This window comes from Agrobacterium sp. LR_9 (assembly GCF_041954855.1).
GTDB classification, from domain to species: domain Bacteria; phylum Pseudomonadota; class Alphaproteobacteria; order Rhizobiales; family Rhizobiaceae; genus Agrobacterium; species Agrobacterium leguminum.
This window is the reverse complement of sequence record NZ_JAVAYA010000020.1, coordinates 1-14,500: the sequence shown is the minus strand read 5'-3', so window position 1 is coordinate 14,500 and position 14,500 is coordinate 1. Positions and strand designations below refer to the sequence as shown.

11 protein-coding genes are annotated in these 14,500 nt (G+C 61.7%); 3 read left to right on the top strand and 8 right to left on the bottom strand.

The genetic code is table 11. The features are described 5' to 3' along the window. Positions 1–5: 5 nt before the first annotated feature. Positions 6–1,352 carry a condensation domain-containing protein gene (locus RAC79_RS19925; RefSeq protein ID WP_374997443.1) on the top strand — a complete coding sequence of 449 codons (1,347 nt, stop codon included), beginning with the start codon at positions 6–8 and terminating at the stop codon, positions 1,350–1,352. Between the two features lie 308 nt (positions 1,353–1,660). Here RAC79_RS19925 and RAC79_RS19920 read toward each other — a convergent pair whose 3' ends face one another. The 7 genes from RAC79_RS19920 to RAC79_RS19890 all read right to left on the bottom strand — a co-directional run bounded on the left by RAC79_RS19920 (position 1,661) and on the right by RAC79_RS19890 (position 9,755). Beyond that, positions 1,661–4,483: a condensation domain-containing protein gene (locus tag RAC79_RS19920; RefSeq protein ID WP_374997442.1), complete on the bottom strand. Its 2,823-nt coding sequence runs from the start codon at positions 4,481–4,483 to the stop codon at positions 1,661–1,663. A gap of 62 nt (positions 4,484–4,545) precedes the next feature. Continuing rightward, a complete protein-coding gene (locus RAC79_RS19915; RefSeq protein ID WP_078053260.1) occupies positions 4,546–4,824 on the bottom strand; it encodes a phosphopantetheine-binding protein in 279 nt (92 codons plus the stop codon). Then, positions 4,817–5,656: a siderophore-interacting protein gene (locus RAC79_RS19910; RefSeq protein ID WP_374997441.1), complete on the bottom strand. Its 840-nt coding sequence runs from the start codon at positions 5,654–5,656 to the stop codon at positions 4,817–4,819. The genes RAC79_RS19915 and RAC79_RS19910 overlap by 8 nt, the downstream gene beginning before the upstream one ends. A gap of 235 nt (positions 5,657–5,891) precedes the next feature. Further along, on the bottom strand, positions 5,892–6,845 hold the full coding sequence (locus RAC79_RS19905) for an ABC transporter substrate-binding protein (protein WP_174040381.1): 954 nt from the start codon (positions 6,843–6,845) through the stop codon (positions 5,892–5,894). A gap of 23 nt (positions 6,846–6,868) precedes the next feature. Then, positions 6,869–7,933 carry an iron ABC transporter permease gene (locus RAC79_RS19900; RefSeq protein WP_174040383.1) on the bottom strand — a complete coding sequence of 355 codons (1,065 nt, stop codon included), beginning with the start codon at positions 7,931–7,933 and terminating at the stop codon, positions 6,869–6,871. An 11-nt stretch (positions 7,934–7,944) separates the two neighbouring features. After that, positions 7,945–8,958 (bottom strand): iron ABC transporter permease, encoded by a 1,014-nt coding sequence (locus tag RAC79_RS19895; RefSeq protein WP_220318249.1) that lies wholly within the window; start codon positions 8,956–8,958, stop codon positions 7,945–7,947. Further along, positions 8,955–9,755, bottom strand: a complete 801-nt coding sequence (locus tag RAC79_RS19890) for an ABC transporter ATP-binding protein (protein ID WP_374997440.1) — start codon at positions 9,753–9,755, stop codon at positions 8,955–8,957. Before RAC79_RS19890 ends, RAC79_RS19895 begins: the two co-directional genes overlap by 4 nt. 214 nt (positions 9,756–9,969) lie before the next feature. Between RAC79_RS19890 and RAC79_RS19885 the strand changes: the two genes are divergently transcribed. Further along, a complete protein-coding gene (locus RAC79_RS19885) occupies positions 9,970–11,271 on the top strand; it encodes an NtaA/DmoA family FMN-dependent monooxygenase (protein WP_374997439.1) in 1,302 nt (433 codons plus the stop codon). A 2-nt stretch (positions 11,272–11,273) separates the two neighbouring features. On the opposite strand, the gene RAC79_RS19880 is transcribed toward RAC79_RS19885, so the two are convergent. Further along, a complete protein-coding gene (locus tag RAC79_RS19880) occupies positions 11,274–12,050 on the bottom strand; it encodes an IclR family transcriptional regulator (protein ID WP_078053254.1) in 777 nt (258 codons plus the stop codon). A gap of 297 nt (positions 12,051–12,347) precedes the next feature. On the opposite strand from RAC79_RS19880, the gene RAC79_RS19875 reads away from it, so the two are divergent. Beyond that, positions 12,348–14,414 carry a TonB-dependent receptor gene (locus RAC79_RS19875; protein WP_078053253.1) on the top strand — a complete coding sequence of 689 codons (2,067 nt, stop codon included), beginning with the start codon at positions 12,348–12,350 and terminating at the stop codon, positions 14,412–14,414. Positions 14,415–14,500 lie beyond the last annotated feature (86 nt).

Here is a 14,500-nt window from a genome sequence, read left to right as displayed (position 1 = left end):
AACAGATGGCGCATATCGATCCTGCCGGCGGCTGGCTTCCACTGACGCAGCCGCAACTCGATTTCTGGGAGGAGTTTTCCTTCCATCCCGACGAACCGGTTTCCACCGTCGCCCATTACATCGATCTTTCCGGTGCGGTGAATGAAAGCGCGCTCATCGAGGCGATCAAACGCACCGTGCGCGAATCCGAAGTCCTGTCGATCCGTTTCCGCATCGGCGACGATGGCGAGACACCGCAGCAATGCTGCGATCCAAGCCGTGCCCCTGTGGTGGAGCTTGTCGATCTTCGCGGCGATGCCGCTCCCCTGGAGGAGGCGCTGCGGCGCATGAACGCGGATGTGGAAGCAAGGCTCGATCTCAGAACCGACAGGCTTTCGGCGCAGCTGCTCTACCGTATCGCCGACGATCGTTATCTCTGGTACATCCGCGCCCATCATATCGTCGTTGATGGTTATGGCCTGACGCTGGTGGAGCAGCGTTGCGGCCAGCTTTACGGGCACTATTGCGGCAAAGGCGAAGCGGGTCCGGATTTCCACCCCTTCGGCGATTTCCTTGCCGAAGAGGATGCCTACAGGCAAAGCCGGCGTTTTGAAAAGGACCGCGATTTCTGGGCGGCCTATCTTGCCGCACCCGCCGATCTGCCGGTGCTGGACAAGGATTGCGAGGACTATGGCGGCGGTGGCCTGCATACGGACGCGGCCTTGCCGCAGGGTTTCAGCACGCGGTTGCAACAGGTGGCGGGCGCACTGGAGATCGGCTGGCCGGACCTTCTGGTGCTGCTTTCCGGCCTTTATCTCCACCGTGTCCTGCCCCGGCCGGATCGCGATGTGCTGACCTTGTGGCTGCCCTTCATGAGCCGCTGGGGCAGCGTCGGCGCGCATATGCCGGCCATGCTCGTCAATATTTTGCCCTTCCATCTCACCATCGAGCCGGGGGAGAGCCTCGGCGCATTTCTGACGCGCAATGCCGCCAATCTGCGAAAGCAGCGCCTGCATGGCCGCTACCGCATCGAGCAGATCGCCGCCGACCGGGAAATACCGAAGGGCCGGCGCTTCTTCTTCTCGCCGCTCATCAATGTCCTGCCCTTCAGCGCGCCGGTCTTTGCCGGGCTTATCGTTGTCAGGCACATTCTCGCCAACGGTCCCGGCGACGGTTTCAACCTGACCTTCCGTGGCGAAGATGACGGCAGCGAGCTGAACCTGCATATCGATGCGGATTCGGCGCTGACGCAAGCGGAGGATTTCGCCCGTTACCGCGAGGAACTGCCATTGTTCCTCGATGCCATGCTGCGCGAGGAGGCGCGGACGCTTGCGGCGGCTGAGGCGTCCATGGCGTTCCGTCTGGCGGTTTGAGGGGGGTGACGACTGTGGGTGAATGCCAGGCCGGCTTCAGAGTGTGAGGCCGGGCATATGTTGCCGATAAAGACGGACAATCCCTTTTCCGTCATGCCGGACTAGATCCGGCATCCAGCGACGGCGCGTCTGCGCCGCGAAAGGACTCTCTCGCGATCAAGGACTTGATCGCACTGGACCCCGGACCAAGCCCGGGGTGACGGCGTGCGGATGCAGCGGCCGCGGCAATACATTCTCATCAGCATTCACAGGCAAAAATAACCCGGCTCTGCTAAGGCGAAGCCGGGTTTTTCCTGCCCAAGTCCAGCTCAGGCGAGTGTCGTCAGCACGCGGCTCGAAGCGCCGGCTTCGGCAAAGCGGCTGAAGACGCCGCTGGTGGTGTTGCGCAGCCGCTCGACGTCCTGCGGACCGTAGCGGTCCGAACGGTAGCTCATCAGCACACGAATGGAGCGCTCGCCGCCGATCGTCTCTTCCATCACCTCGAATTGCAGCCCCAGCATGGATTCATGCTTGTCGGGGTCGATCTGGCGGAACTCCACCGGTTTGCCATCCGGCCCGGCAAGGGTGCCGTTCAGCTTGTTCTTGGCGTGGATCTGGATGAATACCTCGAACAGATGGTCGCGGCCGGGCGTCATGCCCAGCGCTTCCTCGACGAGATCGATCGGGATTTCGCTATGTTCCAGCGAGCCGTTGATCGTGTTCTTCACCGAAGAAATCAGGTCGCCGACGGTCATGGTCTCACCGAAACGCACGCGATGGGCGACAACCGTGGTGAAGTAACCGATCGTATCGAAATAACCGCTATCGGTGCGGCCTGAAGCCGAGGTGCCGACCACGAGATCGCTCAGCCCGCCGAGATGGCGCAGCGATGCGGCAATGGCGGCGTAAACCACGTTGAACAGCGAGGCGCTGTTCTGCTTGGCAATGGCGTAAAGCCCGTCGCTGACATTTTTTTCCAGCTTGAATTCGATCCAGCCGCCTGCCGGTGCTTCGTCCTGCGATGCCTCGTGCGGCGTGCCATCCTGTCCGTTGAGGGTAAGGCCTTTCGGCCCATCCCGCAGCATATCGGTCCAATAGGCAAGGTGGCCGGCATTGACGCCTGACGCGACCTGTTTTCTCGCAAATTCATGGAAGGGCGCCGGCTTGGTGGCAAAGACCGGAGCCTTGCCCGCCGCCCTTGCCCGGTAGGCTTCGGTCAGCTCGTCCATCATCAGGTTCACCGACCATTCGTCGAGTACGATGTGATGGAAGAGGAAGGAAAGCACCTGGCGGCCGGTCTGCGCATCCTTAAGGAAGCGCAGCCGCATCGGCAGTTCACGCGCAAGATCGAACCGCCAGCCGGCCTCCGCGTGCCGGTCCACACCTTGGCTTTCTTCGCTGGTCCAGAACCATTTGTAACCGGGCAGATCGTGCATCGGCACGATCTTTTGCAGAACCGTATCGTCCTCGACGTAGAAATGGGTCCGCAGGCCGGGATGGCGCTCGATGATATCGAGGAAGGCGCATTCGAAGGCATTCTCATCCACGGGATCGAGGAAATCGAGCGCGAAGGGAATGTTGAAGATTTCGCCGAAACCGAAGGCGGCATAAGCCTTCCAGAGCGACATCTGCGCCAGCGAAAGCGGTGCGGTGAGCGAGCCGCTCGCGGTCGCCTCGGCCTGCGCGGGTGCCGCGGTTTCGAGCCGGGTCGCTTGTTTTGCGAGCGAAGCGGCGGTCGGGTAGCTGAACAGGTCGTTGAAGCGCAGCTCGATGCCGTGGTTGCTGAGAAGACGTCCGATGATGCGCGTCGCAATCAGCGAATGGCCGCCGAAATCGAAGAAATCGTCATCCGGCCCCATGTCGGGCGAGACGAGCGCTTCACGGAATTCCGCAAGGATCGTTGCGACGGTGTCGTCATCGTTTTCACCCGAAGCAGCCTGCTGCGGTGCTGTCGCGGCGTTTTGGGGGACGATGTCGGAAAAATCAGCGCCGCCTTCGAGATGGCTGACGAAACGCTCCAGCAGGAAGGCCGTCGCATGCGGCGATGTCTCCATACCGCCCGTCAGTTCGAGGCGGATATCGCCGGCGGCTGTCGGACCGGCGGCAAGCGTCAGGCCGAGACCGGATTGCAGGGAGGGCAGGGGCAGGTGCTCAAACTGGAGCCCATGCTCCGATATGGCCTGAACGGGTGTCGCAAGCGCCTGCAGCGTGAAGGTGGCGGTTCCGCCCTCATTGTCGTTTCGCCGCTCCAAGCCGGACAGCACGGCTTTTTCAGCCTGTTCGGGTGATTGGTCGCGGGAGATCGCTACCTGTGCCGCAGCCTCGGCTGACATCGGCATTGAAGCGCCGACGCCGGGCTGCAGGCGCAGGGTTACTGTCTCGGGACCGCCGGTTTTCGCGAGGAAAAGGGCAAAACGCGATCCGGCGCGCGCCAGAAGCGCATTCGTCGCCGCGGAACTGTTGAGGCCGAGTAAGGTGGCGGGAAGATCGACGCCATGGCTGTGGCTCGCCGGCTTGTCGATCCCGTTTTGCCGCAGCGCCACGACGGTCGAGCCGGAGGCCGGACGTTGCAGCCAGCCGAGCGGAAGCGGATCGACACTGTTACTTTCGACCGCGCGCGGCGAAAGCGGTCTCGGTGTCTCACCGGCATAGGCCGCCGTAATGCCTTCCAGCAGGATTTGCGGCGAGAGGACTTCGCCGAGCAGGCCGTGGACCAGAAATGCCAGCAGGATTTCTCCCTCGCTCAAAAGCACGACGGCCTGAAACGGCGGGTCGGTCTCGGCATCGAAGGGCCTTGCCTGCAGGTCGTGCAGCAAAGTCAGGGCCTCGCCTGCCGATGGAACATGCATTAGCTGCACGATGGATGCGGACGGGGCCTCGATGCTCTTGGTAAGCGTGCCGTCCTCGCCGAAGGCAAAGCGTGCACGAAGTTCGGGCCAGACTTCGCAAAGCGTCTTCAGCGCCGAGGTCAGGCGCAGCAGATCGCACTCTTCACCGATGCGATAGGCGAGAAGGGCGCGGAAGACCTGATCGGGATCCTGAAACTGCTCGAACCAGACCCGTTCTTCGTATTGGCTCGGCGGGGCTGCATCCCCCCTGTCGAAAGTTTCTTCGATGCGACGTGCGAGCATACGCGTATTGTCTGCTGCCATGGTCCTCTCCTTGGAAATATTCGGGAATCGCGCTCCGGCGCGAAAAGTGCTGTGTCGTGGGATCAATGTCCCGCGCGCGACCGTTCGATGAGCGCCTGCCAGGCGGCAAGCGTGGGCTGCCGGGCCAGATCCTCATAATCGAGCCGTGTCCCGGCAAGCTGGGAAAGCGGTGGCATCAGCCGCATGAGGGCAAGCGAATGAAGCCCGCGACCGAACAGGTTGTCCCCCGGTTCGATGTCGCGCACTTCATCGTCGAGAACCCTGGCGATAAGGGCCTTGAGTTCCGTCATCATCGTTTCCGCCTCCGGCATGGTGTCCGCCGCGATTGCCGGTTCACTCATCGAAATGATCGTGAACGCCGCTGGCGCCGCGCCGCCAGTAACCGGAAGCGCGAGTCCATTTGGGGTTGGCGCCGAATTCTTCGACCAGAAGGGCGCGAACCTCCTTTGCAGCCTTCGATTCGCAGGCGACCCAGCTGAAGAAATCGCCCTTCGGCAGTTCGAGCTTGCGCAGGGCGCCCACCAGCGCGTCGTGGTCGGTTCCGTTTTCCGTCTTCTGCGTCACCCAGACAATAGACGCATCCGCCTTCGTCGTGAGTTCCAGCCGGTCGGCATCCGTCTCTACCTCGATCAGCGCCACGACGCGGGTGCCTTCAGGCATTTCCTCCAGCCGACGCGCCAGCGCGGGAAGGCCGGTATCGTCGGCAATCAGCAGATGCCAGTCGTAGGTGAAGGGAACGGTGAAAGAGCCGCGCGGACCGGCGATCCACGCTTTGTCACCCGCTTTGGCGGCTTTCGCCCAGTTGCTGGCGGGGCCGTCGTGATGGGTGGCGAAATCGATGGCGAGTTCGCCCTTTTCGGCGTCGAAGCTGCGCGGTGTGTAGTCGCGCGCCAGCGGGCGCGGCGCGCCTTCCGGGAATTCAATGCCGTTCGGGCCGATCACCGGCAGGCTCGGTTCGGTTTCGCCGGGCTGGGCAAAGAACATCTTGACGTGGTCGTCGAAACCGAGGCTCGCAAAGCCCTCCAGTTCAGGCCCGGTCAGGACGATGCGGACCATGGACCGGCTGAGCTTTTCGACACGCGCGACATTGAGCGCGCGCAGCGCGACGGCGTGGCGATGGCGTTTGGGAGTGCGGTCCGGAATGGGGGAATCCATGGTTTCTGGCATGCTCATGCTGTTGTCTTTCCTGGGATATCGCCGACGGGTTCGGCGGTTTCGCTGTCCCGGGTCGGCGTGCCGGAGGATCGCGCATTGGGGAGTCTCGTCCGGCGCGATATTCCGGCGTCGTTGCGTCAAGATGCGCGAACCATAACAGGCGGTTTCGGCCCCGGCAACATAACTTTCTCCAAAAACTCAAGTTTATACCCGGCACATAAATCGTGCCGGGATTGGCTTTGGATAACGCCGTTCAGCGAAGGCCTGCCCAGCTTTCCACCTCATCCAGTGTGTGCAGGGCGCTCGGGATTGAAGGCGTCGTGACCCTGGTGGAATCGAGGAAAACGATCCTTTTCTCGCGCGCCGGTTTTACGAAACGCTCCCAGCCGGGAATGATCTTTTCAAGTGCGGCGCGCGTTCCCGCCTCACCGCGGGCGGGGCTGGTATAGCTGTTCATCACCACCAGCAGATCGGGATTGAGCTTGCCGAAGGCATCGGCGCTCAGCGGCATCATCAGGGTCGAGCCCATGCCGCCCGAAGAGGCGGCGTTGTCGATCTTCAGGCGGGTATAACCCAGATCCTCCAATGCCTGCACCGCGCCGGACATGTCGCCCACCGCATTGATCTGGTCGGTCAGCAGGATCGCGAGATAGGTCTTGCCCTTGATATCGTCGCCCAGCGTCTTTTTGACGGCGGCGAGCTTCGTGTCATAGGTCTTCCGGCGCTCGGCAAAGACATCGCTTCGCCCGACCAGGGCGGCAAGGTTTTCTTCGACGCTGAAACCGTAGGCATGGCCGGTGCTGACCTTTTGCAGATAGACGGGGGCGACGGTGGAGAGCTGTTCGGCCTTGCCGCCATCCATTTCCGTGGCGACGATCAGGTCCGGTTGCAGCGCCCGCAGTTTTTCGAGGTCGATCTGGCCGACCGCGCCGAAACCCTTCGGTTTCGTGCGGCCTTCACCGAGCACGGTGTCGACGAAATCGACGGCGGTGGCGAATTTGCCGTCGCTGTTGCGGCCATAGGCGCCGACCACATTGGCGTCGAGATCCATCAGCGGCACGCCGAGCAGCGGCTCGTGCATGACGACGATGCGCTGCGGCTTTTCCGGAACGGAGACGCTGCGGCCGGCGGCATCGGTCACGCTGCGCTCGGCGGCGAGACTCGTTCCGGCGGCCAGAAGTGCGGCGATGAGCATGGCAATTCGCATGGCATTCCCTTTATTCGATGTCTTCAGTGGCTATTGGTTCTGCGCAACGCCTGAAGGCGCAGCGTGAGGATGAAAAGCGGCACGCCGATCAGCGTCAGCGCAAGTCCGATCGGCATCGGCGTATCGGCGACCAGCCCGCGCGACAGCGTATCGGCGGTGACGACCAGAATGCCGCCGGTAAGCCCCGACAGGAAAAGCCTGGCGCGTCCGACGGCGGGCGAAACGAAGGTGGCGAGATGCGGGGCGATAACGCCGAGAAAGGTCAGCGGGCCGACGGCGGTAACCGAGGAAGCGCTGAGGATGACCGCAAAAATAATGACGAGCGGGCGCGAATGCCTGACGGTTTCACCGAGCGCCATGGCCATTTCATTGCCGAGATCGAAGACCGCGAGCGCCCGGCCGATGAGAAAAATGCCCACAAGGCTTGCGGCGAAGAGGGGGGCGAAAACGAGTATGGTCGACCAGCTGGCCTGAAACAGCGAACCCGCCATCCAGTCGGCCAGCGACAGCGAGGTTTCGGCCGGTGTGTAGAGCAGAAGCACGGAGGAGACGGAGGAAAGCGCCGATTCAATTGCGATGCCCATCAGCAGTATGGCTAGGCCGCTCGAGCGTTCCCGCCCGACGAGGGCGATGAGAAGAAAGGCGACGGCCAGACCGCCGCCGACGGCTGCAAGCGCCACCAGCGTCTTGGGTGCGGCTGGCACCAGCACCAGAAGCAGCATGATGGTGGTCATCGACCCCTGGCTTAGACCGAACAGGCCGGGATCGGCGAGCGGATTGCGGGCGACGGATTGCAGCATGGCGCCCGCCAGCGCCACGCTCCAGCCGGCCATGAAACCGATGAGGATACGCGGCAGCCGCACCGTCCACAGTGCATAGGCCTGATCGTCGCCGAGATGCCCGCCCACCAATCCGCGCAGGAGATCGGCGAGGCCCGTTTCGGTATTGCCGAGGCTGACGGACAGGGCGGCGAGCGCCAGCGCCAGCACCATCAGCGCAAGGCCGGCCTTCAGATTTCCGATGCCGATCTGCAGGCCGCTCGGAAGCCGGAGGACGGCTTTGCCGTCGGTGGCGAAATGCCGTTTCATGAAAGCCCCCTTCATGACAGCCCCCTTGCCGAAGGCGACAGATAGAAGCGCTTGACGATGACAATGAAGACAAGACCGCCAAGCAGATCCATGAACAGCCCGGTATTGACCACATAGGGCGCAAACAGGGTTTGCGCGCCAAGATCGGCCAACACGCAGAGGCCCGCGCCGACAAGCGCGGAGGCCGGCAGGGCAAGCGTGAAGTTCACCCCGACCAGCGGCCGGATCATATGCGGCACGATGAGGCCGACGAAGCCGATGGGGCCGCAGATCGCCACCGCCGAACCCGAGGCCAGCATGGTGGCGAAGAGCGCGACCCGGGAAATACGCGCGACATTCACACCGGCGGAGGCGGCCTTTTCCGCGCCCAGCAGAACCAGCGTCAGCGGCCGGGCGAGCGCCCACAACATGACGAGCGCAATTGCGCCGATCCACCAGAAGTCGAACAGGCGCTCGGCATAGACGTGGTTGATATTGCCGCCCACCCAGCTGAGGAACTCGGCGCGGCGTGTGGGGTTGGAGAGAAGCAGGGCGTTGGTCACGCCGATCAGCAGCATGGAAACCAGCGCGCCGGAAAGGATGAGCGACAGGCCGCGCGGATCGTTCGCCCGCCCGGCGAGACGCGCGACGACGAAACAGGCGGCAAAACCGAAGCCGGCGCCCGCGAGCGCGGCAAGGCCCTGCATTTCCGGAGAGAAATCGAACACCAGCGCACCGGCAATCACAAAAAGCGTCGCGCCGGCATTCAGCCCCAGGGTGGAGGGCGAGGCGAGGGGATTGCGCGCAAGCCCCTGCAGCACACAACCGCTGACGGCCGTCGTCGCCCCCACATAGATGGCAATCAGCGCGCGTGGGATCTGCTGATAGAGAAGCACCGACTGCTCATAGCTGTCGGCCTCGCCGCGCCAGAGCGTCGCCAGGATTTCGGCAGGCGGCATTTCGCCGGACATTACCAGCAGATTGATGGCGAGGATGGCAGCCAGCAGCAGCGCGGCGGCGAAAATCAGCGTTATTTTCGGGGTCATGCCGGGATGGCCTGTTCCTGCCGCACCAGCCGGGGCACGCAGATGAGCCGCCCCTGCCGGGAGAAGATATCCGCTTCGAGATCGAAGACCTCGGCGACATTTTCGGGTGTGACCGTTGTTTCCACCGGCCCGGACGCCAGAACCCGCCCGGCTTTCAGCATGATGACATCATCGGCGAAGGTGGAGGCGAGGTTGAGATCGTGCAGCACGACGATGACGGTCTTGCCATGCCTGTCCGTCAGTTCGCGCACGAGGCCGAGAACGGCATATTGATATTTCATATCGAGATGATTGACCGGCTCGTCCATCAGGATCATGTCCGTATCCTGCGCCAGCACCATGGCGATGAAGGCGCGCTGGCGCTGGCCGCCGGAAAGCGTGTTGACCTGCGCTTTCGCCTTGTCTTCCAGCCCGACGGTCTTCAGCGCCTCGGCAAAAAGCGCGCGGTCGCGTTCGGACGGGCCGCCCGCAAGACCGTAGTGGGCATAACCGGCAAGCTCGATCAGCTCACCGAGCGTCATATAGTCGGGGCAATGGCACTCCTGCGGCAGATAGGCGATGCGCCGCGCCAGTTCGCGGCGTCCGATCTCGCCGATCGAACGCTCGCCGAGCCTTATCGCGCCCGATGACAAAGGCACGAAACCCATGATGGTCTTCAACAGCGTCGACTTGCCGCAGCCATTGGGGCCGACCAGCGCGGTGACGCGGCCTGATCTGAAACGGGCGGAAATCCCCCGCAGGACGGGAACATGACCATAGCTGGCGTGAAGGTCCGTGGCGTCAAGCACCGGATACAACTCCTGTTATTCATACGTCCATGCGTCGAGACGCCGCACGGTCTTTATAAGTATTTGAATTTAAAAGTCTAACCCGTGGAAAAAGCATTTCTTTCCGGCAGGCGCGACGGTGTGGTCTTGAAGCGACACTAAACTATAGTAAAACTCTCCACAAATCGAAATTTGCCGATTCAACGTGCAGATTTCCTGCCGGTTATTTCAGTCGAGGTGCATCATGTCAGTCGCAGCCAAGCTTCATATCGGCATGTCGCTGGCCCCAACCTGGCTCAGCGGCGAGGCATGGCGGCGCGCGGACAGCGATATAAACGGGGTGTTTTCCAGCGATTATTTCGTCGATCTGGCGCAGCGCGCGGAGGCGGCGCATGTGGATTTCGTGTTTCGGCCCGATACGCTTTTTCTGCGCACCGAGGGACTTGAGACAGGCGGCGGATTTGCCAGCATGGACCCGACCATGCTTCTTGCGGCCATTGCGCGGGAAACCAGCCAGGTCGGGCTGTTGTCCACCGTTTCGACCACATTTCTGCCGCCCTATGTGGTGGCCCGCCAGATCCAGTCGCTGAACTGGCTGAGCAATGGCAGGGCGGGGTGGAATATCGTCACGGCGCTCGAGGGGCACGAAAATTTCGGCCTGAAAGAGATGCCTTCGCCGCAGGAGCGTTACGAGCGCGCAGCTGAATTTACGCAGGTGGTGAAAGCGCTTTGGGCGAGTTATCCGAACGAAGCCATCAAACTCGACCGGGAAAGCGGGCGGTTCGCCGATTCTTCGCTGGTGTGGCCGGTGGCGCATGAGGGCAGGCATTTCAGCGTCAAAGGCCCGCTCAACCTGCCGTCCCATGCCAGCCGCATTCCGCTGGTGCAGGCGGGCGCCTCTCCCGAGGGCCGTGATTTCGCTTCGTCGGTGGCCGACGCCGTCTTTGCCTCGACGCCGGATATGCAGGCGGCCATCGAACTCAGGGCGGATTTGCGGCGGCGTGCCGAGGGGCATGGCCGCAACCCCGACGGCGTGAAGCTGATGCCGGGCCTCAGCCTCTATCTCGCGGAGACCGGCAGGGAGGCGCTGGAACTCTTCGCGGAGACTCATGCCCGCGCCAACCGCGCCCGCGCTTTTGCCTCCATTCGCGATATGACGGGCCTTGATCTCACGGACTGGCCGCTCACGCGGATCGTTACCGCCTCCGACCTGCCGCCGCCGCCGGAGACACCGAGAAGCCGCACCCATGCCGGCCTGCTACGCCGGCTGATCGAGCGGGAGACGCTGAGTGTTGCGGAATTATTGCGGCGTCCGGAAGTGATGGGGTCGGGTCATTGGCAGATCATCGGCACTGTTGAGGATGCCCTTGAGGCCATCCGCGAATGGGCGGCTGCCGGTGCTATCGACGGTTTCGTCGCAGTGCCCGGCGGTTCGGTGGCGTCCATGCGGCTGGTGCTGGAGCGGCTGTTGCCGAAGCTCGCCGATGCCGGGCTTTTCCGCACGGCCTATTCCGGCCGCACCTTTGCGGAGCATCTGGCCGAATAGGCTTACGCTCCGCCGGATTCGGCCGTCGCCTGTCTAGCTGCTTCGATCAGTCGGGAAAAATGCCGTTCGGTCTCGGCGGTGGCCACGAAGGATACGGTGGTGACGACACAACAGAGTTCGCCCTGGGCGTCGAAAACCGGCGCGGCCTTGCCGGTCAGGGCGGAGAACAGATGTTCATTGAGTTCCGCGCCACCCGCTTCGCGGATGGTTTCCAGAATGCCGGCATCGGGACGGGAGCCGCGAAAGGCGGCCGGTTGCAGCCTGCGCACGGCGGCTATCCTGTCCGGTGGCAGGTAGGCCTGAAAAACTAGCCCGCAAGCGCTGTTGTCCAGCGGCAGAACATCGCCGAGCGCGACGGTGCTGATGGAAAAGCTGGCGCTTCTCGCCCACCGCACCACGGTCGGGCCGCGTTCGGTCCAGATCGCCACGCCGCAGCTGGCGCCGATCTCGGAGGCAAGCGCATTCATCTGGCGGCCGGCGGTTTCGACCGGATTGATTCGCCTGAGCGCGCTGATGCCTATGCCCAGCGCCGCAGGTCCGAGATCGTAACTGCCGCTTGCAGGGTCCTGTATCACCAGCCCCTCCCGCACGAGGCTTTGCATGTAGCGATGCGCCGTGGAGCGGCCGGTGCCGGCGCGTTTGGCCAGTTCGCCAAGTGCCAGCGCCCTGTCCGATCTGGCGAGAAGATTGAGGAAACGCGCCGCGATCGACACCGATTGAATGAGGGCAGAGCGCTTTTCGCCCTCGTTTTCCGGCAGATTGTCAGAATCGTCATCCATGGCGTTCAAGCGCGTTCCCCCGTTTTGTTGAGCATGCCTAACGCATCGCACCGGAAATCGGAATGGATTTCTGCGGACGGAACTATGCTGTTTCCTTTCGAAACGCTGCGGGTGAGCAAATGGCGGTCGGTAAACTTTGTTGTAAATATGGCACATCCCGTTACGGAAGCCTTTTTGTCCGCAATACAGAACGCATTCTCTATTGCGAAACGGATAACGCTTCCGTTACTTGAATATGACTTTAATACTCATGTTTATTAGGGGTGTGTGATGGGGTTTAGCTCTAACGGTCGTTTGATGAGCGGGGTCAGCGCTCTGACGCTGGCGACAATGTTTGTGACGCCGGTTCTCGGTCAGGATCAGCAGGCAACGACGGCGGGCACCACCGTCCTGAAGCCGATCGTCGTGACCGGTGAAAAAGTGGCGCGCGACATGAAGAACACGGCGTCGTCCGTTTCGGTCATATCCGGGGATAAAATCAAGAAGGAAAAGACCGGCGACCCGACCGTATCGGAAGCGATCAAGGATATTCCGAACGTCGTTTACACCGACAATGTCAGCGCCCCGATTATTCGCGGACAGGACACGCAGGGACCGAATACCGGCTCCATCGCCTTCTTCACCGGCACGGTGCCGCGCGCGACGATCAATGTCGACGGCCATTATCTCGGTTATAACGAGTTCATCTATGGCGCGAGCTCCATCTGGGATGTCGAAAGCATCGAGGTGTTCCGCGGACCGCAGACCACCTCGCAGGGCGCCAACGCCATTGCCGGCGCGATCCTCGTCAACACCAAGGACCCGACCTTTACGCCGGAAGCCAGCTATCAGGCGGAAATCGGCAATTATCACCAGAAGCGCGGTTCCTTCGCCTTTTCCGGTCCGCTGATCGAGGATGAACTGGCGGCGCGTGTGGCAATCGATTATTCCGGCCGCGACACCTTCATCGACTACATCAATTCCGCCTTCGCCCATACCGGTACGGACCAGAATTTCAAGGAGTTCAACGGTCGCTTCAAGCTTCTGTGGGAGCCTTCGGAAATACCTGGTCTTTCGACAAAGCTAACCTATTCCTACAATGCCTCTAACCGGCCGAGCCAGGAAGCGGCTTCGCGCCCATTCGAGGACCTGAACCACGTCACCACAACCATGCCAAGTTTCGGCCAATACACCAATACTGGCATCCTCGACGTCAATTACGATTTCGAGAACGGTGTGAAGCTGTTCAACCAGACGCAGTTCTCCTCTTCCTCCGCCGAGCGCCGGGTTGGCATTGCGAATAATGGTGACGCCGAAATCGATCTGAAGAACACGTCTCACGAAACACGCGTGACCTTCGGTGATCAGGAAGACGTGCTGAGCGGTGTCGCGGGTATTTATTACGCGCATACGAAAGCCGACGAGGTGCTTTATCTGCGCGGAACCTCGCGCTTCAACGATACCAAGGATAATCTCGGCCTCTTCAGCGAATTGAGCTATCGCCTGACCGATCAATGGACCCTGACCGGCGGCCTGCGCTACCAGCAGGACCAGATTCAGCGCGCCGGCTACCGGACGCTCTCCGCCACCAGCAGAAGCTCGGTCAATTATGACGAAACCTTCTCGGAAATCCTGCCCAAGGCGTCGCTGGCCTACGCCATCAATGACGACTGGACGGTGGGCGGCCTGATCAGCCGCGGTTACAATCCCGGCGGCGTCGCATTCGACCTGACGACCAGCAAATGGCGCAGCTTCGACAAGGAAACCATCTGGAACTACGAGCTGTTCACCCGCGCCAGCCTGCTGGACGATACGCTGACAGTGAACGGTAACCTGTTCTACATGGACATGAAGGACGCCCAGTTTAACGTGCCGGTCGTCGTCTCCACGGGCATCAGCGAGTCCTACACCGTCAATGCCGAAGAAGCTCATGCTTACGGTCTGGAAATCGGCGTGGATTATCAGGTCCTCGACAATCTGACACTGAAGGCCAGCGCCGGTCTGCTGAAGACGAAGATCGACGAGATTTCCAGCAATGCCGCCTATGTCGGCAAGGAATTCGCCAAGTCGCCGGGTTACAGCTTCACCGTCGGAGCAAGCTGGGACGTGACGGATAAATTTACCGTTTCGGGGCAGGTGCGCCATCTCGACGGCTATTATTCCGACACGGATAACAAGGCCGTTTATGCCATCGATCCTTATACGATTGCAGATGTGCGGGCGAGCTACAAGTTCCAGGAGGAGCTTGAATTCTACGCTTATGTCAAGAACGTCTTCGATGAGCGCGCACCGACGCTGATGAAGGAAAACCGCGGCATCGGCGGCATCGAGGCGAGCATGACTGAACCGCGCATGTTTGGCGTCGGTATTCGCGGCACGTTCTGAGCTGTCACCTGAGTTGAAAAGCGAAGAGACCTCCGAAATGATTTTCGGAGGTCTCGAACTGTTGACCCTCTCTCGCACTCGCCGTC